Annotated in this window: 23 protein-coding genes; 13 read left to right on the top strand and 10 right to left on the bottom strand. The window is 70.2% G+C overall.

Features of this window, described 5'->3' with window-relative positions:
• Positions 1-264 precede the first annotated feature (264 nt).
• Positions 265-684 (bottom strand): Hsp20/alpha crystallin family protein, encoded by a 420-nt coding sequence (locus QSK18_RS03305; protein WP_232808414.1) that lies wholly within the window; start codon positions 682-684, stop codon positions 265-267.
• A gap of 430 nt (positions 685-1114) precedes the next feature.
• On the opposite strand from QSK18_RS03305, the gene QSK18_RS03300 reads away from it, so the two are divergent.
• Positions 1115-1675 (top strand): hypothetical protein, encoded by a 561-nt coding sequence (locus QSK18_RS03300; RefSeq protein WP_285616535.1) that lies wholly within the window; start codon positions 1115-1117, stop codon positions 1673-1675.
• 37 nt (positions 1676-1712) lie between these two features.
• Here the strand turns inward: QSK18_RS03300 and QSK18_RS03295 are convergent, their stop codons facing one another.
• Entirely contained in the window at positions 1713-2159 is a 447-nt protein-coding gene (locus tag QSK18_RS03295; RefSeq protein ID WP_232808412.1) for an acetyltransferase, read from the bottom strand.
• Positions 2160-2204: 45 nt separating this feature from the next.
• Positions 2205-3992 carry an atrophin-1 family protein gene (locus QSK18_RS03290; protein ID WP_285616534.1) on the bottom strand — a complete coding sequence of 596 codons (1788 nt, stop codon included), beginning with the start codon at positions 3990-3992 and terminating at the stop codon, positions 2205-2207.
• A gap of 128 nt (positions 3993-4120) precedes the next feature.
• On the opposite strand from QSK18_RS03290, the gene QSK18_RS03285 reads away from it, so the two are divergent.
• The 3 genes from QSK18_RS03285 (at position 4121) to QSK18_RS03275 (ending at position 6565) form a co-directional block, all read left to right on the top strand.
• Complete coding sequence (locus QSK18_RS03285) at positions 4121-5170, top strand: helix-turn-helix domain-containing protein (RefSeq protein ID WP_285616533.1); 1050 nt, start codon at positions 4121-4123, stop codon at positions 5168-5170.
• A 145-nt stretch (positions 5171-5315) separates the two neighbouring features.
• Positions 5316-5897, top strand: a complete 582-nt coding sequence (locus QSK18_RS03280; protein WP_232808409.1) for a DUF6585 family protein — start codon at positions 5316-5318, stop codon at positions 5895-5897.
• Positions 5897-6565, top strand: coding sequence for a hypothetical protein (locus QSK18_RS03275; protein WP_285616532.1), 669 nt, complete (start codon positions 5897-5899; stop codon positions 6563-6565). Before QSK18_RS03280 ends, QSK18_RS03275 begins: the two co-directional genes overlap by 1 nt.
• Position 6566: 1 nt before the next feature.
• Here QSK18_RS03275 and QSK18_RS03270 read toward each other — a convergent pair whose 3' ends face one another.
• The gene (locus tag QSK18_RS03270) at positions 6567-7463 is read right to left on the bottom strand and encodes a LysR family transcriptional regulator (protein WP_232808407.1); all 897 of its coding nucleotides are present in this window, start codon (positions 7461-7463) and stop codon (positions 6567-6569) included.
• An 85-nt stretch (positions 7464-7548) separates the two neighbouring features.
• Here QSK18_RS03270 and QSK18_RS03265 point away from each other — a divergent pair, with 85 nt between their 5' ends.
• The gene (locus QSK18_RS03265) at positions 7549-7950 is read left to right on the top strand and encodes a RidA family protein (RefSeq protein ID WP_285616531.1); all 402 of its coding nucleotides are present in this window, start codon (positions 7549-7551) and stop codon (positions 7948-7950) included.
• 17 nt (positions 7951-7967) lie between these two features.
• Here the strand turns inward: QSK18_RS03265 and QSK18_RS03260 are convergent, their stop codons facing one another.
• Positions 7968-9185, bottom strand: a complete 1218-nt coding sequence (locus tag QSK18_RS03260; protein ID WP_285616530.1) for an MFS transporter — start codon at positions 9183-9185, stop codon at positions 7968-7970.
• A gap of 177 nt (positions 9186-9362) precedes the next feature.
• On the opposite strand from QSK18_RS03260, the gene QSK18_RS03255 reads away from it, so the two are divergent.
• Positions 9363-11222 carry a phosphatase PAP2 family protein gene (locus tag QSK18_RS03255; protein WP_352396462.1) on the top strand — a complete coding sequence of 620 codons (1860 nt, stop codon included), beginning with the start codon at positions 9363-9365 and terminating at the stop codon, positions 11220-11222.
• Positions 11223-11433: 211 nt separating this feature from the next.
• Positions 11434-12819, top strand: coding sequence for a TolB family protein (locus QSK18_RS03250; RefSeq protein WP_285616528.1), 1386 nt, complete (start codon positions 11434-11436; stop codon positions 12817-12819).
• A 64-nt stretch (positions 12820-12883) separates the two neighbouring features.
• On the opposite strand, the gene QSK18_RS03245 is transcribed toward QSK18_RS03250, so the two are convergent.
• Positions 12884-14857 (bottom strand): MMPL family transporter, encoded by a 1974-nt coding sequence (locus tag QSK18_RS03245; protein ID WP_285616527.1) that lies wholly within the window; start codon positions 14855-14857, stop codon positions 12884-12886.
• Between the two features lie 313 nt (positions 14858-15170).
• Between QSK18_RS03245 and QSK18_RS03240 the strand changes: the two genes are divergently transcribed.
• The 4 genes from QSK18_RS03240 to QSK18_RS03225 are packed head-to-tail and all read left to right on the top strand — an operon-like array spanning position 15171 to position 19242.
• Entirely contained in the window at positions 15171-16685 is a 1515-nt protein-coding gene (locus QSK18_RS03240) for an alpha/beta hydrolase (RefSeq protein WP_285616526.1), read from the top strand.
• Between the two features lie 28 nt (positions 16686-16713).
• Positions 16714-17925 (top strand): sensor histidine kinase, encoded by a 1212-nt coding sequence (locus QSK18_RS03235; RefSeq protein WP_285616525.1) that lies wholly within the window; start codon positions 16714-16716, stop codon positions 17923-17925.
• Positions 17922-18572 (top strand): response regulator, encoded by a 651-nt coding sequence (locus QSK18_RS03230; protein WP_285616524.1) that lies wholly within the window; start codon positions 17922-17924, stop codon positions 18570-18572. The genes QSK18_RS03235 and QSK18_RS03230 overlap by 4 nt, the downstream gene beginning before the upstream one ends.
• 37 nt (positions 18573-18609) lie before the next feature.
• Positions 18610-19242 (top strand): uridine kinase family protein, encoded by a 633-nt coding sequence (locus QSK18_RS03225; RefSeq protein WP_285616523.1) that lies wholly within the window; start codon positions 18610-18612, stop codon positions 19240-19242.
• Between the two features lie 3 nt (positions 19243-19245).
• Here the strand turns inward: QSK18_RS03225 and QSK18_RS03220 are convergent, their stop codons facing one another.
• Entirely contained in the window at positions 19246-20217 is a 972-nt protein-coding gene (locus QSK18_RS03220; protein WP_232808403.1) for an NAD-dependent epimerase/dehydratase family protein, read from the bottom strand.
• A gap of 132 nt (positions 20218-20349) precedes the next feature.
• On the opposite strand from QSK18_RS03220, the gene QSK18_RS03215 reads away from it, so the two are divergent.
• Positions 20350-20790, top strand: coding sequence for a VOC family protein (locus tag QSK18_RS03215; protein WP_352396461.1), 441 nt, complete (start codon positions 20350-20352; stop codon positions 20788-20790).
• Between the two features lie 43 nt (positions 20791-20833).
• Here QSK18_RS03215 and QSK18_RS03210 read toward each other — a convergent pair whose 3' ends face one another.
• The 3 genes from QSK18_RS03210 to QSK18_RS03200 are packed head-to-tail and all read right to left on the bottom strand — an operon-like array spanning position 20834 to position 23385.
• A complete protein-coding gene (locus QSK18_RS03210; RefSeq protein WP_285616521.1) occupies positions 20834-21796 on the bottom strand; it encodes an SDR family NAD(P)-dependent oxidoreductase in 963 nt (320 codons plus the stop codon).
• 42 nt (positions 21797-21838) lie between these two features.
• Positions 21839-22471 (bottom strand): hypothetical protein, encoded by a 633-nt coding sequence (locus tag QSK18_RS03205; RefSeq protein WP_285616520.1) that lies wholly within the window; start codon positions 22469-22471, stop codon positions 21839-21841.
• On the bottom strand, positions 22471-23385 hold the full coding sequence (locus tag QSK18_RS03200; protein ID WP_285616519.1) for a LysR family transcriptional regulator: 915 nt from the start codon (positions 23383-23385) through the stop codon (positions 22471-22473). The genes QSK18_RS03205 and QSK18_RS03200 overlap by 1 nt, the downstream gene beginning before the upstream one ends.
• Before the next feature lie 72 nt (positions 23386-23457).
• On the opposite strand from QSK18_RS03200, the gene dapA reads away from it, so the two are divergent.
• Positions 23458-24369 carry a 4-hydroxy-tetrahydrodipicolinate synthase gene (gene dapA, locus QSK18_RS03195; protein ID WP_232808398.1) on the top strand — a complete coding sequence of 304 codons (912 nt, stop codon included), beginning with the start codon at positions 23458-23460 and terminating at the stop codon, positions 24367-24369.
• The last annotated feature ends 19 nt before the right edge of the window (positions 24370-24388 follow it).

Below are 24388 nucleotides of genomic sequence, written 5' to 3'. Positions count from 1 at the left end.
GTTCTTCGCTCGGGGTCATCGGCGTGGATTGGAAGAGCGGCCTCCCGGTGATCGAAACAGCGGCCTGCACCACAGAACAATGTGGTCGGACACGGAGAGTCGAACTGCGGCGGAACAACTTTCAGAGCAGCCACGATCTCGTCGAACTCGGCGCGCAGCAGTTCCTCGTCTTCGTAGACCAGGTGCACGAACGCGTCGCCGACGGTCGCGGTGCCCGAAGGTGGGCCGCCGGCCCGGCCCTCGGCCGAGGAGTCCAAGGCCGGTTCAGGCGCTGATGGCCTGGCGGTCGGACGCCGTGTTGATGGCGATCTTGCGTGGCTTGGCCTTCTCGGCGACCGGCACCTGCAGCCGCAGCACGCCGGCCTCGTAATGTGCTGTCATCTGCTCGGTGTCGAGGTTGTCGCCCAGGATCACCTGGCGACTGAACACGCCCCGAGGACGCTCGGAGACCAGGTGCTGGCCCTGGACCTCCGTCATCGGACGCTCGGCCCGCACGGTCAGTGCGTTGCGCTCGAGGTCCAGGTCGATCGATGCGGGGTCGATCCCCGGCAGATCGAACTCCAGGTAGAAGTTGTCCCCCTCACGCCAGGCGTCCATCGGCATGACCGCAGGTCGTGCGGTCGTGCCGAAGAACTGCTCGGTGAGACGATCCAGCTCACGGAAAGGATCGGTGCGGACAAGCATGGCGAACCACCTCCGTCTACAGAAACCCTGACACTGTGTCTGCACGGTCATCCCGGGCCGCTCAGCGGGGCCGGTGCCTCGCGGGCGGCACTATTGATATAGCAAGACCGGGGTCCGCGTGCAAGCTTTCCGGTCCCCCGAACGGGTCCAGAGATGCACTGCCGCAGCGTCTCCCGGGCTTCGGGCATCCTTGGGGCCTGGGCGGAGCCACCGGCCGCTGCGCCTTCACTCAGTAGAGTGTGCCGGGCACCATCTGTGGTGCGTGACCCCCGGGTGGCGTAACGATTGAGATCGGATCGGCCCGATAGGTGCGCAGGCGCGCTATAACTCCCTTTGGGGCCGGAGATGCATGAGTGCGCTCCGGGGATTGGGGAGGACATTGTCCGGCGCTCTCGGTACACATTTCGGCACCCGGCGTATCAAGCGGTACGTGAATGCCTACGAAGAGTCGATCCAGCACCGGTTCTTCGCGATTCGTGAGGCCACACCGCCCAGCCACATCAACCAGGCCCTGGTCCGGATGCACGTGACCGCCGACCAGGTCAGTCTCCGGGCCGCAGGCCGGCTGGCCCCGCCCGCGCACCTGGAGGCCGCCAACCTGGGCCTGTTCCTCCTGGCCAGGCAGTGGGGCACCGGCTACCTCCCGGTGCGCGCCACGGTCCACGACCAGCTCTGGCGCCGCAGCTTCCTCCTGACCTACTCCGAGGCGCTGGAATGGTTCACCGCGGCCCGTAACCGCGGCGAACTGGACGAACCCATGACGGAGCTGCAGTGGCGGGCGATCAGCCACGCGATCGCGGCCAGCGAGGCAGCCGCCCTCCCGCTCTCCTACGACAAGGAGTTCGCGCTGCCCCGGGTCGCGCGCTTGAAGGCTGAGGCCATCGAACGGGTCACCCAGCAGCACAGTGCGGCTACGGCGACCAGCATCGAGCGCAGGGTCCCGCACCAGCAGGTCGCCGTCGCGAATGACCGCCGTATGCACATGGCCTGACCAGGCCAGACTTCGCTTCCGCCGGAGCGGGCACCACTTACTCGAACCTGCGCTGCAGGTGGAGAAGAGGGAAGGGGCGCCCTTGGCCGTCGGTCTCCGACCGGGCAACCACCGAGAAACCCCGGGCAGCGTAGAAGGCGAGAGCCGAGGGATTCTGCTCGTTGACGTCTACCCGCACGAGATCACGACCGGTCGTGGCCGACGCCAGCAGCTTCGTTCCTACGCCTCGTCCCTGAGCGGACGTGTCCACGAACAGCGCATCGATGAAGTCGCCGTCGACAGCGACGAAGCCGACGACGAAAGACGTTTCCGTATCTGCAGCGACACGGAGGTCAGGGAACTGCGGTAGGTACGTCTCCACATCAAGCGCTAATGCGTCGATGTCCGCGGGGGTAAGGAAATGATGGGTGGCTTCGACGGCCCGGCGCCAGATGGCCAGCAGGGTGCTGTGGTCTGCGGTCTCGGCAGGACGGATCGAGATCATGGGCAGATCGTATGCGGCTGCACGTCGAGGATTACGTGGCCGATCTCAGGGTTCGTAGTCGTCGTGCACCACGACCCGCGACAACTCGATCCCCTCCGGCGAGCGCCAGTAGTGCAACCGCCGGGCCGAAGGGCTGTTGTTCTGCAGCGAGACCCGCCAGCAGACCGCCCCGTCCTCGCGCTGCACCGGTGCATCGTTCCCGCCCAGCCCTCGGCGTAGCCGGTGCAGGTCTCGGGAGGTCATGGTCTCGGCCCGGCCGGTGAGTACCTCGACCAGGACGTCTAGCACCTTGCTGCGCGAAACCCCTTCCAGAGCGTCCAGCGACGGTAGGAACTCGGGGCCCAGGCTGTAGTCCAGAAGCGGTCTTTCGGCCTTCTCCGAGGCGTGGACCCGGTGCACCCAGTGCTCGTACAGATCGTGGCGGAACTGGGCCTCGGGGTCGAGGAAGAGGAAGTCGCCGGAGCGCTGGGAGCGCTTGGCGTCCCGGAGCTCGCGTCGTAGCCGGGTGAGATCTTTGTCCTTCTCCTTCAACGTCATTCGCTGCTGCGACGCATCCGATTCCTGCACCCGGATCTGGTGCTGGGCATCGGTCAGGCGCGCGGTGAGGTCGGTCAGGCTCTGGTTCAGCGTGCTGAGCGAGGAGCGGGCGGCGTCGAGCTGGGTTCTCAGCTGCTGCAGTTCGTCGGTGCTGTCTCTGCGGAACACGCCGGGAAACAGGTCGGCGGGAGTTGGGACGCGGCGGGCCGGGGTGGGAGCCCTGGTCTCGGGCGGGGTTTCGGGAGGGCGTGGAATGCCGTAAAGCTCGGCCGGGGTGGGGATGCGGGCCGGTGGTGGTGCGCTGGGAACAGGGTCGGAGCGCACCGCCGGCGTTTCGCGTGGTGGTGCGGCAGGACCCGGAGGGGTGAGCCAGGGCGGCCCGCCCGGAAGGAACGGCAGCGCCGAAATACGTTGCTGAGCCTGCTCGCTGAGCGACTCGAAGGCCACCAGTTTCAGCGTCACGCCGTCTCGGCCGGGCCCGACGCGCACGGCCACCGTCTCGTTCTCGGTGAGAAGGTCGCGCAGGTCACCGACGGCGTCGGCGATCACGTCCTTCACCGACACCGTCACCGGTGCCCCCGGACAGGGCAGCAGAACGGCCCGGTCGGCCTCGACCCGTTCGACCCGGGCCCAGATGTACTGGCCCTCGCTGAGCTGCTCCAGCTGGGCTCTCGGGTCGGGCAGCCAACCGCGGACGTCCAGTACCCGGCTCTCGGTGTCGAGCACGCCCTTCACCTGCATGCCGACCGAGAAGAGCTGGTTCGAGTCCACCCCGGGCACGAGCGTGGACACCCGGATCATCGCGATCCACCCGTCGCTCGCGTTGACCATCACCTGGGAGGCGGTCGGGAAGCCCACCACCTCGCCGGTGACCTCCTTGGCGTGTCCGGTGGGTGGAGGAGCACCGATCAGGCCGCAGGCGGCGGCCGCGTCCAGAGCGCTCTCGATCAGTGCGGTGGTGGCGTGCTCGGCCTCCTCGTCGGAGTAGGCCAGGTGCAGTCGCGACAGGAAGGGGTTGTGCACCCAGGCGATGTCGGGCGGGTACACCCGTCCCGCGCCCCCGTAGACGCTGGTGCCGTCGGGCATCTGGGAGGTGAAGGCCCAGCCGGTGGCGGCGTTGGCCAGCAGGTACACGTCGGCCAGGTCGGCCAGTTCGTCGGCGATCCGGTCGGGCTTGATCCAGGGCTCGGCGCGGCCGGTGGGCACGGTGACCACCACGGCCGGGCGGGTGCGCTGACCGGAGTTCAGCTGCGCCGCCAGCTCCCGGACGGCGCTGTCCTGCGTCAGCTGATGCACGGGGGCCATGGCGAGCCAATCGGCAGAAGCGGGCAGGGCCTGAACGGATGGACGGGACCGGTGCGGGTCGGGCAATCGTCCCTTCAATGCCTAGCATGTGCGAAGTCCAGAAAAGGGGAGAGTGTCCAATGTCAGGGGATTCGGTCCCTGCCTTCTGCGCCGACCTGGGGGAACTGCGGCGCCGGTCCTCGCGCAGCGCGGCCGCCCTGGCGGCGCAGTTGTCGGTCAGCCGGGGGCACTTCTACTCGATCCTCAAAGGCGAGATCCGGCGTCCCCCGGATTTCTCCGGCTTCGTGGAGCCGTTCGTCCGGGCCTGCGGGGGTACCGACGAAGAGGTGGCGCAGTGGCGGAAGCGGCACGCTGAGCTGGAGCGCTCCTACGAGGAGCAGCGCCGCCAGCAACGGGCCGCGGTGGGGTCCGAAGGGCAGAACAAAGGACGGGGTACAGCCTCCGAGGGCAGCGGCGGCGAGGGCGGTGGGTCGCCTGGGGGCGACGCCGGCGTGGGGACACCGCAGTACGAGTACGTGCGGCCGCGCAACCTCTGGGCGCTCCTGGCCGGGGCGGTGGTGATGGTCATGGTGCTGTCGGTGATCACGGCCGTGGTCACGACGCAGCTGTCCGACGACGAGGACGAACCGAAGGTCGCGTCCCCGGCCCCGAGCACCTCCACCACCGCAGCCGTCACGGGAGCGGAGCTGTGCCCGCTACCGGCACCGGCCGAGGGGAAGAACGTGCTGGACGCGCTGCCCGACGTGCAGCAGACCGGGAATCCGCTGCACCGGCTCTGGTGGTCCAGCAACGAGGCGTGGCTGCAGTTCGGGCACCTGGCCGAGCACGGCTTCGATGCGCAGGTGCAGGGCGGCCGACGCGAACCCTGGGAGCTGATCGTGGTGCGCAGCTGTGTACCGCTGACCGGCGGGGCCAAGTACCGGCTCACGTTCCAGGCCCAGGCCGACCATCCGGCGCACATGAGGGTGCGGGTGCAGGAGAACCCGCCGACCAACCTGGAGTCGTTCGAGCGCGACCTCGAGATCGGGGCCGGCGGCAAGACCTACAGCTACACGTTCACCGCCGCCCGCACCTATCCGGCGGGCGAGCTGACGTTCCAGGTCGGAAACAACACCGAGGACTTCGAGCTGACCATCAGCGACGTGGCGATCGCCCAGATCCCCGGCTGATCGCCCGCCCACCTGGGCTGTCAGGTGTCCGGTCCGGCCGTCCGACACCGGCGCAAGTGTCTGGTGTGGTCCGGAAAAGCTGCTCCTGACACCCCGGCTGCAGTCTTCTGATCAGGTCATCTCCGCCCTGTCATCAGGAGAACCCGTGTCCGACTCCGCAACCCCGCCCGTCCCCGACGCCGGCACCCCCGAGGTGCCCGACGACGTCCAGCAGGCCGCCCGGGACCACAACCTCGGCCCGCTGACCGACGTCCGTAAGCTCACTCGTCCCATGGTGGTCGCCGCCGGCTACCTGGCCGCAGCAGTGGGGGCGGGCCTGCTCTTCCTGCTCCTGTCCTGGATCGCGACGTCTACGGACGACTTCCTCCCCCGGAGCCTGGGCAAGCTGCTGGCGCTCGGCGCGCTCTGCCTGCTGGTGTTCGGCATCGGGTTCCTGATCGCCGCACTGGTCGCCCTGCTGCGCGGTGAGCGGTCGTTCTACCTGTGGGACGGCGGCTTCGTGTACCGGCACAACAGCAGGGTGCGGGCCTACACCTGGGAGGACATCGCGCAGGTGACGGTGCAACGGATCGAGGCCGGCGAGAACGCCGGGCAGATCTACCGGTACCAGGTGGTGCCCGGCAGCGGACAGCCGATCAACGTGCCGGTCGAGCTCACCGACGGCCATGACCCGTTCAACGAGAGCCTCGCCGAAGCCGCTCGCGCCGCCGGAAGGCCGGTCGTCTGATGCGCACCACCCTGCTCGGCCTCCTCGCCATCGTCAGCGTGCTGCTCGGCATCGCCGGGGTGGTCCTGCTGTTCTTCCCCTACGAGTTCAGCTTCTACGGCCCGATCCTGATCGGGATCGCTGTGGTCGGGTTCACCCTCGCCATCTTCGGCGAAGACCTGAACGACGCGATCCCGGCCGTGGTCTGCGTGGTGGGTCTGGCCCTGGTGGTGGCCAGCCTGGGCGCCCTGGCCATGCGGACCATCACCGCCGACTCCTACCGGTACCACTACGGGGACAAGGTCACCGTGGCAGGAGCGTGCCCGCCGGAGGAACAGCCGGAACGCATCGTCATCCGCCGCCGAGGTGGCGGCGGGCAGGCCACCGAGACCTGCCCGGCCTCGTGGACTCTGGCCGGCCGCCAGATCGAGGGCGAGGTCAAGCTTCCTTACCAGCAGCTGTCCGGGTTCGGGGATCAGAAGTTCAGCATCGTCGCCTACGCCATCGGCGACAAGGCCAGCAGCGATCAGCTGGACGACCTGGACCCGGAGTACGGGGTGATGCGGTACGCCGGGATCCCCCTGCGGACCGCGGGCGGCGGAGCGCTGGTGGTTGTTCTCGGGCTGTCGATGGGGATGGTCCTGGGCCGGCTGCGCACTCGTCGGCAGCTGAGGGCCCTTCAGGTCTGAGTCAACGGAGCCCGGCCGCCACCTGACCGAGCTCGGGCAGGAAGGCCGCGACGGGCGGGGCGATCGTCCGCCCCGCCCGCACGGCCGCGAACACCTGGCGAACGGCCTCGTCCTGACGATGCAGCCGCAACAGTGCGATGTCGCCCGGTGTGCCCCGCACTGCCAGCGAGGGCACCAGTGCCACCCCGAGACCCGCTGCCACGCAACCCCATTTGGCATTCCAGCCGGTCACCACGATGTCGGCCCGCGGTGGCGAGTCCGCCGGGAGCCGGGCCTGCAGGAAACTCTGGTCGTCGGTGCGGGAGCCGACCACGAAGACCTCGCCGGTGAACTCGGCCAGCCGTACGGTGCGGCGCCGGGCCAGCCGGTGGTTGCGGGGCACGGCCAGCATCATCGGCTCGTCGAGCAGGTGATGCAGCTGGTACCGGGGTTCGTGCAGGTTGTGGCCCTCGGCGGTGCTGACCACCACCACATCGGCCTCGCCCGCGTCCAGGCGCCGGAGCAGCTCCGGGGTGCGGCCTTCAGTCAGAGTCGTTGTGACCTGCGGGTGCTGAGAACGGAATCGAGCCAGGGCCTGCGGCACCAGGGTCGAGATGGCGGTGGCGAAGGCCCCGACCCGCAGGCGACCCCGCCGAAGCTGGTCCAGGTCTTCCAGCTCGAGGCCGGCTGCGTCCAGCCGCTCCAGCACGGCCTGGGCGTGCGGCAGCAGAGCCTGGCCGGCCTCGGTCAGCGCAACTCCGCGGGGGAGCCGATCCAGCAGAGCGCGCCCCAGAGTCGTCTCCAGTACGCCGATCTGACGCGATACCGCGGACTGGGTGTATCCCAGCCGAGCGGCGGCCCGGGAGATGGAACCGGTCTCGGCCACCGCGCGGAACGTCTTCAGCAACTGCGTGTCCACGCGCGCAAACATATGCGTCGCCCGCATGGGAAGCATGCCTGATCGTTGTTTGTGGCATGCCGGTAGGCTGCCTACGTTGGTCGGTATGAGCGTCTCCCTGGACAACCCCGCCTCCGTACCAGCACCTTTCGGCGACCGCTTCGCCCATGTCGCCCGCATCCCCACCGGCTCCGGTGCCCTGCTCGTGCTCTCCGGGCAGGTTGCCGTGGACGAGGTCGGGCAGGTGTTGAGCCCGGGCAATGTGGGCGCCCAGACCACGGCCATCTTCGAGATGGTGCGGGACCTGCTCACCGCCCACGGCGCCACTCTGGCCGACGTAGCCCACCTGCGAACCTTCATGCGGGATCTCAGCCGGCTGCCGGAGTACGGCCAGGCCCGCAACCAGTTCTTCCCGGGACCGCTGCGCCCGGCCAGCACCACCGTGGAGGTCAGCGGGCTGTTCCTGCCCGGTGTGGAACTCGAGGTCGAGGTGCTGGCTGCGGTCTGAGATCGCCCCGCCTAAGGTCAGGTCGACGAACTGGCGGCCACCGGGCGCAGTGCCGATCGTCGCCCCACCGCCCAGATCCCCAGGATCACCGCGGTGATCCCCGCCCCGGTGAGGCACACGGCGTCCCAGCCACCGACGTCGTAAAGCACCGAAGCCGCCGCCGAACCCAGCGCACCGCCGATGAAGTTCGAGGTGACGAAAGCCGTGTTGGCGCGTGAGCGCAGTTCGTCGGGAACGGCCTGGAACAGCCGGGTCTGGCTGAGGATCATCACGGCCTGCACGGCGACGTCGAGCAGGGCGACGGCGGCGATCACCGCGGCCACCGACGTGCGGCCGGCCAGCGCGATGCCGAACGAGACCAGCAGCAGCACGACCGCGATCCCGGTGGCGGGCAGCGAGAGGCCGCGGTCGTGCAGCGAACCGGCATTGCGGGCCGCCGCCGCGCCGGCGAGCCCGACCAGCCCGAACAGGCCGATCGTGGTGACCGAGTAGCCGTACGGCTCGGCGCTGAGCAGGAAGGTCAGGGCCGTCCAGAACATCGTGAAGGTGGCGAAGGTGAGCAGGCCCAGGGCGAGGGTCCAGCGCACGATCCGTTCGGTGCGCACCAGCCGGAACACGGAGGCGATCAGGCTGGGGTAGCGCAGCCGGGTCTTACGGCCGGTGGCGGGGATGTTCCGGTACAGGGTGACGGCCAGCAGCACGGTGAGCACGACCGCGCAGCCGTAGACCGCGCGCCAGCCGACCCGGTCGGCGATCAGGCCGCTGAGCGTGCGCGAGAGCAGGATGCCGGTCAGCAGGCCCGAGACCACGGTGCCCACCACTCGTCCTCGGTTGCCCGGATCGGCGAGATCCCCGGCCAGGGGCGCGAGGATCTGCCCGGAGACCGTGGTGGCGCCCAGCAGGGTGATCGCGACCAGAAGTGCGCCCATCGACGGCGCGAGCGCGCAGGCCGCCAGCGCGACGGCGCCGAGAGTCATCACGATGGGCAGCAGACAGCGCCTCTCCCGGACGTCGCCGAGGGGGACCACGAGCAGGATCCCGGCTGCGTAGCCGATCTGGGTGGCGGTCACGAGCCAGCCCGCGGTGTGGGGGGACGCGTTCAGGTCGGAGGCGATCAGGTCGAGCAGGGGCTGGGCCAGGTAGAGATTGGCGACGGCGGCTCCTCCGGCGACGGCGAAGAGCAGCGTCAGCCGGCGGGTCATGACGGGGGCCTCGACGGCTGCGTTCACGGGCACGCCCTCACCGTAGGCAGCCGGGCCGCAGAGAGGGAGGCCCTGTCAGTACCGGTCCCTCACCTGCCGGTTCACAGCAAACCCGTGGGTAGGGACATTCGCCCACCGTTAACCGGGAGACCCACTGGTGTTCTCTGCGGTCGGACTCACTCCAACCACCATCGGCGGGTGTCCCTCACCATGAACCGCCGCACCCTCCTGCGCGCGGCCCTCGTCTCCACCGCCGGAATCGCCGCAGGCCCCACCCTGCTGTCCGGAACCGCGAACGCCAGAACGCTCAACGCCGAGAGCCTGGCCACGACCAAGGCCGCCGTCGAGGCCTTCGTCGACTCCTACAAGACCAACGTCACCGGCAACGTCACCGTCGAGACCAACGCGGCGGTGCGGGCCCTGTCCGGCATGCAGAGCCTGTGGCGCACCGGCAGCACCTGGAACACCGGCACCGTGCTCTCGTCGTCGGTGCTGCGCGCCAACATGCAGTACATGGCCAAGGTGAGCCGCACCCGCACCCTGGCCGAGGAAGAGCGTGCGTTCATCGCCGACCGCCAGCACCAGAGCTACGCCACGATCGTCGGCCTCGGCCCGCTGGCCCCGCTCTACCGCGAGGCGGCCCGCGCGGTCACCGGTATCACCGAGGCTCCCAAGGGCACGCCGGCCACCAAGATCGAGGACGCTCTCCCCGCCGATGCGCCGGCCGGTTCGGCTCTGGGTGCGGGAGCTGCGGACTCGGAACTCGGACAGGTCGTGGCGCTGGTCGGACGTCTGCGGGGTAACTACTCCTCGGGCAACCCGAGCAAGGCCGCCTACCTGTACCCGCGGCCGTGGCGGATGAACCTGAAGAACGAGGTGGTCGACACCGGGAAGACCGACGAACTCGGCTACCCGGTCTACGACTCGCCGGTGACGGTGATCCCGCAGCTCCTGCGCCAGCGCAGCACCGCCCCGGCGGACGACGGCGGCTACCCCAGCGGCCACACCAACGCCTTCTACCTGGCCTCGCTGGCCTACGCCTACGCGGTTCCCGAGCGTTTCCAGGAACTGGTCACCTCGTCCATCGACCTGGCCCACACCCGCGTGGTCTCCGGCATGCACTCGCCGCTGGACGTGATGGGCGGCCGGATCCTGGCCACCGCGCTGGCCGCGGCGATCCTCAACGACCCGGACAACGCCTCGCTCAAGGCTGCGGCCCGCGAGCAGGCCCGCGCGTTCTTCACCAGCAAGGTGGGTGAGGACGTGATCGGCTACGCGCACAGCGCCGACCGTAAGAACGACGCCTACGCCGACCGCAAGGCGAACCGTCGCCTGATCGAGGACAAGCTCACCTACGACCTGCCGGCCAAGCGCTCGTCCGCGGCCATGGTGGTGCCGAAGGGCGCGGAGGTGCTGCTGGAGACGCGCCAGCCGTACCTGAGCGCCGAACAGCGCCGCGAGGTGCTGCGCACCACCGCTCTGGAGGCCGGGCACCCGCTGCTCGACGGCCCGGAGAACTGGGGGCGGCTGGACCTTTTCGTGGCGACGGACGGTTACGGCGCGTTCGACGGCGACGTCAAGGTGACCATGGACGCGTCCGCTGGTGGGTTCTCCAAGAGCGACATCTGGCGTAACGACATCAGCGGCCGGGGTGGACTGACCAAGGCCGGCACCGGATCGCTGACGCTGACCGGTGAGAACTCCTACCGGGGTGGCACCACGGTCGCCGGGGGCACTCTCGTGGTGGCGGCCAAGCGTGCGCTGGGTAACGGTGACGTCGTGGTTGACGGCGCCACACTGGAGTTCGCCGAAGACGCGCGCCTGTCCGGCGAATACCGCCAGAACGGCGGCGTTCTCAAGGCCCACGGCAAGGTCAAGGTCGCGATCGACGACGACCTGGTGCTGAGCGGCGACACCGTGCTGCAGGTGGAGGGCAAGTCCGGTGACTCCGTGGTGATCCGGGCCGCCCGCGTCAAGGGCAAGTTCGGCGACGTACAGGTGCCGCAGGGCCTGCGGGCCGACATCGGTTATGTCCGCGACGGCATCACGGTGAAGCTGCGCAAGGCCTGATCCGGGAGTTCGGCGGGCGCGCGGCCATCTGGTGGCCGCGCGCCTCGTACGTGGCATATGTAACGTCTGCAACGGTTCTGACGATCACCTGCTGAGCGACGCCTCTTCCAGGTTTTCCGCCGTCAGGACCGATCCAGATTAAGGACGTTCGTTGCAGCATCGAGCATCAGTGCGCCGCCGTGGTCTCACCGTCGCAGCCGTTGTGTCCGCCGTGTCTGCGGTGACCCTCGGTGGCCTGCTGGCCGCCCCCGCGCAGGCCGCGGCCGCCAAGGGAAAGACCGAGCTGATCACCAAGGGGGCCGGGGGCCTGGCCCCGACCGGCCCGGGCGCCGAGCCGTCGATCACCCCGAACGGCCGCTATGTGGCGTTCCAGTCCACCGCCACCAACCTGCTGCCCAAGACCGACAGCCTGGCGCACTCGGACATCTTCGTCCGCGACACCAAGACCGGTAAGACCCGGAAGGTCTCGACCGGCCTGAAGGGCGCCGAGGCCAACGGGGGCAGCTCCAGCCCGGACATCACGCCGGACGGCCGCTACGTGGTGTTCATGTCCGCAGCCTCCAACCTGGTCAAGAACGACCCCGACCCCAGCACCCTGGCCTACGAGGTCTTCCACAAGGACCTGAAGACGGGCAAGACCACTCGGGTCACCACCGTGAAGCGCGGGCCGAACGAGCACGGCAGTGAGTATCACCCGGCGGTCTCCGCCGACGGTCAGGTGGTCGTCTTCTACTCCAACCGGGCCGACCTGATCAAAGGTGACACCAATGCGGTGAACGACGTCTTCGTCTGGAAACGGGCGACCAAGAAGATCACCCGGATCAGCGTCACCAGCACAGGCAAGCAGGCCGGTGCGGCCGGGGCACCCTACGACTACTACGCCGGTTCCCGGGACGCGCAGATCTCGGCCGACGGCAAGACCGTGGTGTTCCGCTCCGGCGCAAGCAACCTGGTGAAGGGGGACACCAACGACGTCTCCGACGTCTTCACGCACTCCCTGACCACGCACAGAACCACCCGGATCTCGGTCGGCCCGAACGGGAGCCAGGCCACCGGCGGCATCCCCTCGGTGCACGAGGGGGCCGGTGAACCGACCGTCTCCGACGACGGCAAGCTGGTCGTCTACTCGGCGATCAGCCTGAAGGGCCTGGTTGCTGAGGACACCGGCAACATTCGGCAGGCCTACCTGTACAACCGCGTCACGCGTAAGACGCAGCTCGCGGTGCGTACCGCCGACGGAGGCGTGCCCGGCACCAGCGGCGCGCCCGGTGCCCACGTCAACGGGGCCACGATCTCGCCCGACGGCCGGTTCGTGGTCTTCGAGACCTCCGGGCCCGATCTGGTCAAGGGCGCCGATGCCGGGAACGACACCGACGTCTTCGTCCGGGACCTGAAGGCGGGCCGCAACGAGCGGATCTCGGTCGGCCTCAAGGGCGGCGAGCCCGACAAGGACAGCGGCGGCCTGAACTCCGTGGTCTCCTCGGGCGGCACCAAGGTGGTGTTCTCGTCGGACGCCACGAACCTGGTCCCGGACCCGGTCTTCGGCCGTGACGACCTGTACCTGCGTCAGCTGCCGAAGAAGTTCTGGGGCAAGTAGAACCGGAGGCGGCGGCGGACACCGGGTCTCCGGTTTCCGCCGCCGTTTCCGTCCCGGCGGGAAGTCAGCGCCGCCAGGCCTTCTCGCCCAGCACGGTGAGCAGCGCGGGCAGGACGAAGGCCCGTACCACCAGGGCGTCGAGCAGGACGGCGGTGGCCAGGCCGACCCCGAGCTGCTTGAACTCGAGCCCGTGGCCCATGACGAAGATCGCGAAGACCGACACCATGATGACGGCGGCACTGGTCACCGTTCCGGCGGAGTCGGTGATGCCGTCGGCCACGGCCCGACGGGCAGGCACTCCCTGCGCCACGAGCTCGCGGATCCGGGTCAGCACGAAGACGTGGTAGTCCATCGACAATCCGGACAGCACCGCGAAGGCGAAGAGGGGAACGAAGGTGACCACCGCACCGGTGGAACGGAAGTCGAGCAGGCTCTCGGCCCAGGTGTGCTGGAAGACCGCGCAGATCACGCCGAACGCGGCCGCCACCGACAGCAGGTTGGTGGCCGCGGTGATCAGCGCCAGGGCCGGTGAGCGGAACACCACCAGCATCATCACGGTCGTGGCGAGCAGCACGGCACCGACCACCCAGGGCAGTTTCGCCTGCAGGTTGTCGGCGTAGTCCACCGAGCCGGCGGCCGCGCCACCGACGGCCCACCGGGCCTCGGTGCCGGCCAGGACCGACGGCAGTTGCGTGCGCAGCGCCTCGACCTGGGCCCGGGCCTCGGTCGAGGACGAGTCCACCGCGGTGGCCACGACCAGGTGGAGCACGCGTCCGTCGGCCGACCGCGAGAGTTCGGTGCCCGCACCGGCGAACGGGGTGAACTGGTTCAGGCGCTGTTCGGCGGTGTCGGCAGTGGCCGCCGTCGGGGCCGCGACCACCACGTCGTGGGAGGTTCGTTCGCCCGGGAAGGCCGCAGTCATACGGTGCAGCGCCGAGACGGTGGGAAGTGAGGTGGGCAGCGACTTCTCGTCCGGGTCCGCCAGGGTCATGCTCAGCGCCGGAGCCGCGAGGGCCAGCGGGAGCAGCACCGAGGTCACCAGGGTGCGGCCGGGGTGGTTCAGGGCCGGGCGCAGCAGGGCCGGCCACAGCCGCGGCGGCCGGGTCGAGGCGGTCAGCCGCCACACCAGAGGCACCCGGGGGCGGTTCATCGCCCGGCCGAGCCCGGCCAGCAGGGCCGGCAGCACGGTCAGGGAACCGACCACGGCGATCGCCACGACCAGGACGGAACCGGCGCCCAGGGAGCTGAAGGTGACGTCGCCGACCAGGAACAGCGAGGCCATCGAGATCACCACGGCCAGCCCGGAGACCAGGACCGAGTGCCCGGAGGTCTCGGCGGCGATCTGGACCGCGTCCAGATGGTCCTGGTGGCGGGCCCGTTCCTCGCGGTAGCGCTTGACGTAGAAGAGCGAGTAGTCCACGCCCACGGCCATTCCCATCAGCAGGATCATCGCCGACGTCGAACCGGTGCTCGGCACCAGGTACGAGACCAGCACCGACAGGCCGCTCGCGGTCGCCACCGCCGAGAGGCCCAGCAGGACCGGCACTCCGGCGGCCAGCAGCGCCCCGAAGACCACCAGCAGGATGGCCAGGGTCACGGGCAGGCTGATCACCCCGGCCGCCTCCAGGTCCTCGGTGGCCAGGTCCGCCAGAGCATTGCTCAGCGAGGCTTCGCCCACCTGCTCCAGACGCAGGCCGGGGAAGTTCTCCTGCACCTCGTGCAGGGCCGCGCCGAGCGGCCCGATGCGCTCGGCGGCGGTGTCGGCGTCCCCACGGATCACCAGCGGCACCAGGACCGCCTGCCCGTCCTGGGCAGTCACCGGATCACCGGCCTGGGCGACGTCGGTGAGACCGGAGGCCCGGGAGACCAGGTCGGCGGTGGCGGCGTCGGCCTGCGCCCGGTCGAGTGCGCCGGACCCGGCCGTGATCAGGACGTTCTCCGTTGCAGGAGCGCTCATTCCGGCATCCCGCAGCATCTGCGCCGCCTGGTGGGTCTGGCCCACGGTGAGGTCGAGCGGCGTGGCCGTGCGACCCGGCACGACCGAACCGATGCCCACGCACACCAGGACGAGCAGGACCCAGGCACTGACCGATCGCCAAGGGTGGGTGGCGCTCCATCGGGCTATCCGCGAAGTGGCGCCGGCCGAAACTTTCTCTGCCGGAGGGGGTGTGATGACCGCTGATTGGCTCATGCCTCGAGCCTGCTCGGTGCGGAGCCGTAGATCGTCACCCTGAACGTGGGCAGGGCATCCCTCTCACGGGGGACCCGAAGGGGGTCTTGCCGGTGACGACCGCGAGGCACCGCAATTCCTAGCGTTGTCCCCAGTCGAACCACCCAAGAGGGAGAACCCGATGAAGAAGACCGCTTTCGTCTCCGCACTCCTGGCCGTGTCCGGCGCCGTCGCTCTCACGGCGGCCGGCAGTTCGGCCGGTGCCGCCACCTCCACCACCACCAAGCCGCCCGTGATGACGGCCTCCGCCCAGACCCTGGCCGGTCTGCAGCCCTGCAAGGACCTGGACCAGCTGCCCAAGGCGCGTTGCGGCGTCCTCAAACTGCCGCTCGACCGCACCGACCCCGGCAAGGGGACCACCGACATCGCCTTCGCCCTGGTCCCCCGGACCGACACCACCCGGCCGGGACTGGGCACGATCGTCCCCAATCCCGGAGGTCCCGGCGACTCGGCGATCGACCTCACCGGAGAGCTGTTCGCGCAGGTCTTCCAGCCCCTCTCGGACCGGCGTGACCTGCTCCTGATCGACCCTCGGGGGGTGGGCCGCTCGGGACCGGTCACCTGTGCGGCGCTGAAGGGGCCGGCCCGCGCCTTCCAGGGGCTGGAGCAGCAGCGCAAGCTGATCGGTCAGTGCGGCCGGCAGCTCGGGGAACGGGTGGGCGACTACGGCACGGCCGCCTTCGCCGACGACATCGACGCCGTGCGGGCCCGGCTCGGCGTGGACCGGCTCGACCTGGTCGGTGTCTCCTACGGCAGCTACCTGATGCCGGTCTACGCCCAGCGTCACTCCGAGCACGTGCGCACCGTCACCTTGGCCGGCGCCTACGCGGTGAACGTGAACCCGATCGGCGTCGGCGACGTGGCCGCCTTCCGACGGGCCGTGCGGCTGGTCTGTGAGCGCACCCAGGAATGCTCCGGTGAGCAGGTGCTCTCCGACCTCGGTGCCCTGGCCGAGCGGCTGCGGGCCCACCCTGTGCAGGTGAAGGTCCGCTTCGGGGGCACCACGCACAAGGTCGTCCTGGACGAGTGGCGGATGACCTCGACCGCCGCCGGGGTCTACTCCTCCACCGCCGATCCCGAGGCCCAGCTGGCCCTGGTCGAGGCGGCCGCCGCCGGGCGCCGCGGCAACCTCGGACCGTTCGGCGAACTCGTCCGGCAGAGCACCCTTCAGCTGGCCGAGCACCTCACCGTCGGCCCGCAGTTGTTCTCCGACACCCTGACCTGGGCCGCAACCTGCCACGACTACCCCCGCGACTTCGACTACGCAGACCCTGCGGCCGCCCGCCGGGCCGAGTACGACCAGCGCCAGTCGCAGTTCAGGGCCAAGGACTTCGCGCCCTTCAGCCCCCAGGCCTGGGTCACCCGGGCCGACTACGACACCGGTGCCTGCCTGAACTGGCCGAACGACCCCACCGCGAAGTCGCCGCTGCCCGCCCGGGCCGAGCTCCCGGACGTGCCGGTGCTGGTGCTCTCCGGTGATCTGGACGCCAACACCCACAGCGACGCCGGGCGCCAGGCGGCCGCGCAGTTCCCCCGGGCCACGTTCAAGGAGATCAAGGACGCCGGGCACACCCCGGCCTCCACGCCCGAGGGCGTGCAGGAGATCCTCTCCTTCATCGCGGCCGGCCGGGCCTGAGGAACGCCACGTGCGGAAGGATGGACCGGTGACGCGGAGCTCCCGGCTCGACGAGAACGCCTCCCTACGACGCCAGTCCATCCTGATCGCACTGCTCTGCCTGACCTTCGACGGCGCCATCTTCTTCTTCCTGGACGTCTCCGGGAACCCTCTGGGACCGGCGTTGTGGCTGGCCGCGGTCACGATCGCAGTGGTCGACCTGGCCCTGGCCCTCCCGGCGGCGACCGCCGCCGGGGCCGCCTTCGCCCACGGCGCTGCGCGCTGCCTGGTGGCGTGGTTGCTGGTCTCCACCGGTCAGGGCGGCGACAGCGGCATCGGCAACGCGGTCGGGCTGGTCCTGGCCGGCTACCGGGCCGGGGCCTGGCTGCGCGGCCGGCAGTCCGTGGCCGCTCTGGCCGCGCTGGTCGCCGGGATGACCGGGGCCCAGATGATCCAGGGGTTCGACTCGGTCGGCGGGGACCTGCTCACCACGGTCAGCAACACGTTCCTGCCCTGGCTGGTGGGCCGGTACACCACCGCCCGCAGCGGCTACATCGACGAGATCGAACGGCGGGCCGAGACCGAACGCCAGGCCGCCCGTCAGGCCCTGGTCACGGTGGTGGCCCAGGAACGCGGCGCCATCGCCCGCGACCTGCACGACACCATCTCCCACCACGTCAGTGCGATGGGCATGCACGCCTCCGCCGCCCGGCTGGGGCTGGCCGCCGGGGCCGGTGAGGAGAAGGTGAAAGCCTCGCTGGGGCAGGTGGAAGCCTCCAGCCAGGCCGCGATGTCCGACCTGCGCCGCATGCTCGACCTGCTCTACGACGACCAGCCGGACGGCGACCACCGGGCCGAGGTGCGCCAGCCGGGCCTGCGCAACCTGGAGGAACTGCTCGAGGGCAGTCGCGGGGCCGGACTGCCGATCCGGCTGCACCGGCCCGACCTGGAACCGGCCCACCTGCCCGGCTCCGTGGACGTCGCGGCCTACCGGGTCGTCCAGGAGATCCTCACCAATGCCCTGCGCCACGGCGGTGGTGGCACCCTGGACCTGGTGATCGACCAGGACGACACCCGTCTGGTGGTGACCGGCCGCAACCCGGTCCCGGCGAGCGTGCGGCCCTCGCCCGGCTCGGGCCGCGGGCTGGACGGCATCCGGCACCGGGCCGGGCTCTTCTCCGGCACCGTCCAGGCCGGTCCGGAGCCCGACGGCCGGACCTGGACCACCCGCGTGAGTTTCCCCCTGGAGAGCGAAGAATGACGATCAGAGTGCTGCTCGCCGACGACCACGAGTTCTTCCGTTCCGGCTTCCGGGCCGCTCTGGAGACCCAGCCCGACCTGGAGTGCGTGGCCGACGTGGGAGACGGCCGGGCCGCCGTGCAGCAGGTGCTCGGTCTGGTCCCCGACGTGGCCGTCCTGGACGTGCGGATGCCGGTGCTCGACGGCCTGGGCGCGGCCGAGGCCGTTTTGGGCGCCGGCTCACCCACCCGGATCCTGCTGCTCACCACGTACGACGACGACGCCTACCTCTACCGGGCGCTCCAGGCCGGGGCCAGCGGCTTCCTGCTCAAGAGCATGCCCACCGAGGAACTGCTCGGCGCCATCCGGATCGCGGCCCGCGGCGACGCCCTGATCGACCCCTCGGTCACCCAGCGCCTGGCCGCCCGGCTGGCGGCCGGTCTGGCCCCGCCCCCGGAGCCGGCCGACCTGCAACGCCTCACCGTCCGCGAGAAGGAGATCCTGCTGGAACTGGCCCGCGGCCGGTCGAACGCCGAGATCGCCGCCGCCCTGTTCGTCGGGGAGCAGACGGTGAAGACCCACGTCTCCCGGGTCCTGGCCAAACTCGGCCTGCGCGACCGGGTGCAGGCCGTGGTCTACGTCTACGAGAACGGTCTTCTGCCCCGGTGACCTGGTCCGTCCGACCGGCCGGGGTTAGCGTGCAGGGATGGGACCAGGGGAACCCCGCTACGAGAACTGGCGCAGGACGTCCTTGGACGACTTCGCCGCCACGCTGACCGGCCGACGGGTGGTGGCCGTCGACGGCCGGGGCGGCAGCGGCAAGACCTCGCTGGCCGAGCGGCTGGCCGCGCGCACCGGGGCCGTCGTGGTGCACTCCGACGACGTGGCCTGGAATCACGCCCGCTTCGACTGGGGCGACCTGATGCGGGACGGCGTGCTGGAGCCGTTCCGGGCCGGCCGCGGCGTGCACTACCAGCCGCTGGGCTGGGCTCCGCACGGCCGTGAGGGGCACCTCGACGTCCCGGCCGACGCGCCCATGCTGATCATCGAGGGCATCGGCGTCTCCCGGCGCTCGCTGGCCCCCTACCTCGACTTCGTCGTCTGGGTGCAGTCGGACCCGGACGAGGCCCGGCGCCGCGGTCTGGCCCGGGACATGCTCCAGCGCAGCGATCTCGACGAGGAGACCGCCGCCCGGGAGTGGGAGGAGTGGGAGGTCGAGGAGATCCCCTTCCTGGCCGACGACCAGCCCTGGGAACGGGCCGACGCGATCGTGGGCACGCTGTCGGCGGTCGCCCACGATCCGGAGACCGAGGTGCTCGTCGCGGTCGGCCGACGGTAGGGATCAGACAACCAGTGGACGCTCGACCGTCAGGTCACCGTTCTCGATCAGCCGGCGCACCGCCTCCAGCACCGCCTCCAGTGACGTGTACGACGGTTCGTACCCCAGTAGCCGGCGGGCCTTCTCGATCGAGCAGCAGTGACTGCGCACGAGGTGCTCCCAGCTGGCCTCGCCGTGCTCATGGGACATGCCCTCGCGGAACCGGTCCCAGTCGACCGGCTCCAGGTACAGCGGCTGCCCGAACCAGCCGGCCGCGGCCTCGGCGAAACCCCGCACCGTCAGCGCGGTCGGTGCCACCACGTTGAAGTCCTCGCCGGCGGCCGCCTCGCGGCGGGCCACCGCCAGTTCGAACGCCTGGGCCACGTCGTCGGCGTGCACGTGATGCATCATCTCGTTGCCCAGGCCGGGCACGCGGAGCCGCGAACCGCTGGAAAGGGTCTGCCAGACCCCGGGGTCGAGGTTGCCCAGCGGGCCGATCGGCATCCAGCCGGGGCCGACGATGTGGCCGGGGTGCAGCGACGTCGTGACCAGGCCGCCCGCCGCGGTCTCGGCCTGCAGCAGACGAGCGATCTGGTCCTTCTGGATCCCGTACTCCCCCAACGGCGGGGTGCCGGATCCCTCGGCGATCGGCGCCAGGTGGCTGGGACCGTAACGCCAGATCGATCCGCAGTGCAGCAGGTGCCCGACCTCGCCGCGCAGGCGCTCGACCAGGGCGGTCGCCGAGGCGACGGTGAAGCAGATCAGATCGATGACGACGTCGGGCCCGAGTCCGGCGACCCGGTCGCCGAACGTGCCGGCCGCGTCCTCCTGCTCCCGGTCCGCAGCGACCTGCTGCACCGACGTCCACTCGGAAGCCTCGGTGTAGGCCGAGCGGGTGCCGCGGCTGATGCTGACCACCTCGTGACCGGCCCGCACGAGCCGGGGGACGAGGTAGGTGCCGATGTGGCCGCTCCCGCCGATGACCACGATGCGCATGTCTCTCCCGATCCGCCGGAGGTCCTTGGCGGCTCACGTTATCGGGGCGGGGGCGATGAGTTCTGCCGGCCGGCCCGGTCTTCACTGCGTATCCGACGCTTCACCCACCTGGAGACCGCTGTGACCGCACGCATGTTGTTCGTGAACATCCCCGTGGCCGACCTCGGGGCCAGCAAGGCCTTCTTCGCCCAGTTGGGCTTCACCTTCGACCCGAACTTCACCGACGACACGGCGGCCTGCATGAAGGTCAGCGACCAGGCCAGTTTCATGCTGCTCACCCGGGAGAAGTTCGCCACCTTCGCGAAGCGGCCGCTGGCCGACCCGGCCACCCACACCCAGGCCCTGTTCTGCTTCAGCGTGTCCTCCCGCGAAGAGGTCGACTCGGTCTCCCAGGCCGCGCTGGCCGCCGGCGGGGTCGAGGCCGACGGCCTGGAGGACTACGGGTTCATGTGCTCGCGCAGCTTCTTCGACCTGGACGGTCACGGCTGGCAGATCATGTGGATGGACCCGGCGGCGGCCGAGACGGGCCCCGAAGAGTTCGTCGCAGCTCAGCAGCAGGAAGCCACGGCCTGAAGCGCCCGTCCGGGCCGGCGCCGGCTCCGCGGTCACAAGGGGGTCAGGGAAGGTCGGTGCCGGTCAGCCCGGCCGAGAGCGTCCACAGCCGTTCGGCCGCCACCGGGTCGATCGCGTAGGCGTTCACACCCCGGTCGAGGCCTTCCTGGGTGCCCAGATCAGCGATGTGCGCCACGTCGACGTCCTCGCAGTACACCCCGCCCATGCCGGCGAGCTGAGCCGACGTGGCCGCCCAGACGCTGGTGGCCGCACCCTCCTCCGGGGTCTTCCAGGGGTAGATGTCGTTGCCCTCGGCGTCGATCCACCCCAGGCCGACCATCTCCCCGTCGGGCAGATGCCGCTGCAACGGCGTCTTGATGCCCCCGGGGAACACTGAGAACGCCCGTACGCCATGGGGTTCGCCGAGCTTGTCCAGGTGCCGGGCGAAGAGCACGTTGGCCGTCTTGGCCTGCCCGTAGGCCTGCCACTTCTCGTAGGAGTTGTGGAACTGCAGGTCGTCCCACTGGATGTCGGAACCCTTGTGCCCCCACGAACTCAGGCTCACCACCCGGGCCCCTGCGGCCTGCACCAGGGCCGGCCACACCTGGGTGGTCAGGGCGAAGTGACCGAGGTGGTTGGTGGCGAACTGCGCCTCCCAGCCCGGCCCCACCCGGGTCAGCGGGATCGCCATCACCGCGGCGTTGTTGATCAGGATGTCCAGGGCCCGGCCACTGGCCAGGAACGACTGAGCAAAGGCCCGCACGCTGCCCAGGTCGGCCAGATCCAGCTCAGCGATCTCGACGTTCTTCACATCGGCCAACTGTTCGGCCGCCGCATCAGGGCGACGCGCCGGCACGACCACTGTGGCGCCCGCCCCGGCGAGCGCGCGCGTGGTGGTGATGCCGATCCCCGAATACCCACCCGTCACGATCGCGACCCGACCGGTGAGATCAACCCCGGCAAGGACGTCCTCAGTGGTGGTGTGGTGACCGAAACCCGACCCGATCGGGCGCTGATAAGAAACCATGCCTCGACCGTACGAACGCCCCCGGTGCTGTTCCAGGCAGTGTCACAACCACCCACGCGCTCCCACGATCTCGACATCGAGTTGCGTGAACGCGGCCAGCGCGGGCACCAGCTCCGCGGCCAGCGTCAGCTTCGGCGCATCGATCGAGGCGTCGGGCAGAAAGTGCACAGTCGTGCCCGTGCCGCTCTGCGGCGGGGCGGGCCGCAGGCCGGTCACCGGGATCCCGTGCTCGTAGCGCTGAGTCCAGGACCCCTCGAGCCGCCGATTGGTGTGCACCAGCCACGAACTCAGCGCCGCCACCACCGACATGCCCCGCCGCGGATGTCCGTCGGGCAACTGCTCGGCATCGGGAAAGTCGAAGAAGCGCAGGTCTTTCGTGGCCATCACCGGCTTCTTCACCGGCTCGCCCTGCTCGTCGCGCCGCGTGTCGGTACCTCGCCCGTCATCACTCACCGACACCGAGCCGTCCCGATGCAGGGCCACCGTGCAATGCCCCACCCGCGAACCGCTTTCAGCCTCGTCGGCCGCGTAGGCCAGAACTTCCAACACCAGATGAAGGACGCCGGTGGGCGCGTAAGCGGTCGGGTCGCCTCGGATGGTGGCCAGGTGCTTTGCATCCACCGTACGGGCCCAGTCGTGGGTGGTGTTCTGCCACGGCGTTGGTGAAGAACTCATCAAAGCGCCTCGGGCCAGGGGGTCTCGGCGGCCAGCTCTCGCAGGACCGCCTGGATGGCGGGGCTGGCGTTGGCACTGCGGCGCCAGGCGGCGAAGACCTCGCGTTTGGGGGCTCGCTTCAGGGGGCGCGAGACCAGGTCCTCGCGTAGTGGGGGGCGGGCCAGGCGGGGGATCAGGGCGATCACGTCACCCGAGGCCACCAGTGACAGCTGGGTACTGAAGTCGTCGATCAGGTGGCGTACGTCGGGGTCTTCTCCGGACGAGGCGAAGAGACGGCGGAACCATTGGTGGCACACGCTTCCCGGGGGTGAGGTGACCCAGGCGTGACCGGCCAGGTCGGAGACGGCCAGGGGGCGGTCGAGGGATGCGAGGGGATGGGAGCGGTGGAGGACGACGTCGCCGACGTCTGTGTGGATGCGCCGCTGGATCATGGCGGGGGAGAGGGCGACGGGCAGGCCGTCGGCGTCGTGGGTGAGGGCCAGATCGGCGGTGCCGGCCTCGACGCTACGCAGCGCCTGTTCGGGGTCTTCCTCGGAGATGTGCAGCCGTAGCTCGGGAGCGTGGGCGGCGAGCGCGGGGACGACGGGGGCGAGGAGGCCGCGGACGCCGGTGGAGAAGGCGACGACGCGCAGGGTGCCGCTGGGAGCCCCGTCGGCCACGGAACGGGCCGCCTCGGCGCACTGCTCCAGGGCCTGGAACACTGAGGGAGCGGTGTCGACGATGGCCTGACCGGCGGGGGTGAGCACCACGCCGCGACCGGCCGGGGCCAGCACGGGCACGCCGACCTCGCGTTCCAGCCGTTTGATCTGCTGAGACACTGCCGAGGCGGTGAAGCCCAGCTCCTCGGCGGCCCGGGCCAGGGTGCCCAGGGTGGCCACGGAACGCAGCGCACGCAGGGCGGTCACATCGATCATGAAGCCAGGCTACGCAATACCGCCAAGAATCCATCGCTGGACCGCAGGCTTTAGGCCCGTCAGGATGAACCCATGACCGACACGCGTGTGCCCGCTGACCTGCTCTTCGGCTCCAACGTGGTGGCCATGGTGAGCCCGATGAAGCCGGACGGCTCCATCGACGAGGCCGCCGTGACCAGCCTGGTCGCGCACCTGCTGAGCACCGGCTGCGACGGCATCGTGGTCAACGGCACCACCGGCGAGTCGGCCACCGTCTCCGGCGAGGAGGGCCTGCAGCTGATCCGGCAGGTCAAGGCCCAGGTGCAGGGGCAGGCCCGGGTGATCGCCGGGGTCGGCACCTACGACACCAGGGCCACGATCGCCCGCGCCCAGGCGGCCGAGGAGGCCGGCGCCGACGCCCTGCTGCTGGTCACGCCCTACTACAACCGCCCCACCCAGGCCGGGGTGGTGGCGCACACCCGGGCCGTGGCCGACTCCACCGGTCTGCCGATCATGCTCTACGACGTGCCGGCCCGGACCGGCCTGGCGCTCAGCCCGGCCACCATCGTCGAGCTGGCCGCCCACCCGCGGATCCAGGCGATCAAGGACGCGAAGGGCGACATCTTCGAGGCCCTGACCGTGATGGCCCGCACCGGGCTGGCCTACTACAGCGGCATCGACGAGCTGAACCTGCCCTACCTGGCCAGCGGCGCGGTGGGCGTGGTCAGCGTGGTGGGCAACGTGGTCGCCGACCGCAACGCCGAGCTGATCAAGGCGGTGCGCGAGCACGACCTGGAGCGGGCCCAGGAGGTGGCCAAGGCGCTGATCCCGCTGACCGACGCGATCATGCGCACCTCCTCCGGCGCGATCATGGCCAAGGCCGCGCTCGCCGAGATCGGGGTGGTCCCCAGCGCCGCGGTGCGCCTGCCGCTGCTCGAATCGCCCGACGAGGACCTGCGCAAGCTGCGCGCGGCCCTGCTGACGATCGCCACGCCGGTCGCCTGATCGGCGCGCGGGGACGAGT

The organism is Kineosporia sp. NBRC 101677 (assembly GCF_030269265.1).
In the GTDB taxonomy this organism is placed as follows: domain Bacteria; phylum Actinomycetota; class Actinomycetes; order Actinomycetales; family Kineosporiaceae; genus Kineosporia; species Kineosporia rhizophila.
The sequence above is the reverse complement of the archived record's forward strand: the minus strand, read 5'-3'. Positions and strand labels throughout refer to the sequence as shown.

Bases quoted from the DNA above. Each gene is read 5' to 3' on its own strand.
- QSK18_RS03305 (WP_232808414.1), bottom strand. From the start codon at position 684: ATGCTTGTCCGCACCGATCCTTTCCGTGAGCTGGATCGTCTCACCGAG.
- QSK18_RS03295 (WP_232808412.1), bottom strand. From the start codon at position 2,159: ATGATCTCGATCCGTCCTGCCGAGACCGCAGACCACAGCACCCTGCTG.
- QSK18_RS03285 (WP_285616533.1), top strand. From the start codon at position 4,121: ATGTCAGGGGATTCGGTCCCTGCCTTCTGCGCCGACCTGGGGGAACTG.
- QSK18_RS03275 (WP_285616532.1), top strand. From the start codon at position 5,897: ATGCGCACCACCCTGCTCGGCCTCCTCGCCATCGTCAGCGTGCTGCTC.
- QSK18_RS03265 (WP_285616531.1), top strand. From the start codon at position 7,549: ATGAGCGTCTCCCTGGACAACCCCGCCTCCGTACCAGCACCTTTCGGC.
- QSK18_RS03255 (WP_352396462.1), top strand. From the start codon at position 9,363: ATGAACCGCCGCACCCTCCTGCGCGCGGCCCTCGTCTCCACCGCCGGA.
- QSK18_RS03240 (WP_285616526.1), top strand. From the start codon at position 15,171: ATGAAGAAGACCGCTTTCGTCTCCGCACTCCTGGCCGTGTCCGGCGCC.
- QSK18_RS03230 (WP_285616524.1), top strand. From the start codon at position 17,922: ATGACGATCAGAGTGCTGCTCGCCGACGACCACGAGTTCTTCCGTTCC.
- QSK18_RS03225 (WP_285616523.1), top strand. From the start codon at position 18,610: ATGGGACCAGGGGAACCCCGCTACGAGAACTGGCGCAGGACGTCCTTG.
- QSK18_RS03220 (WP_232808403.1), bottom strand. From the start codon at position 20,217: ATGCGCATCGTGGTCATCGGCGGGAGCGGCCACATCGGCACCTACCTC.
- QSK18_RS03215 (WP_352396461.1), top strand. From the start codon at position 20,350: ATGTTGTTCGTGAACATCCCCGTGGCCGACCTCGGGGCCAGCAAGGCC.
- QSK18_RS03210 (WP_285616521.1), bottom strand. From the start codon at position 21,796: ATGGTTTCTTATCAGCGCCCGATCGGGTCGGGTTTCGGTCACCACACC.
- QSK18_RS03205 (WP_285616520.1), bottom strand. From the start codon at position 22,471: ATGAGTTCTTCACCAACGCCGTGGCAGAACACCACCCACGACTGGGCC.
- QSK18_RS03200 (WP_285616519.1), bottom strand. From the start codon at position 23,385: ATGATCGATGTGACCGCCCTGCGTGCGCTGCGTTCCGTGGCCACCCTG.
- dapA (WP_232808398.1), top strand. From the start codon at position 23,458: ATGACCGACACGCGTGTGCCCGCTGACCTGCTCTTCGGCTCCAACGTG.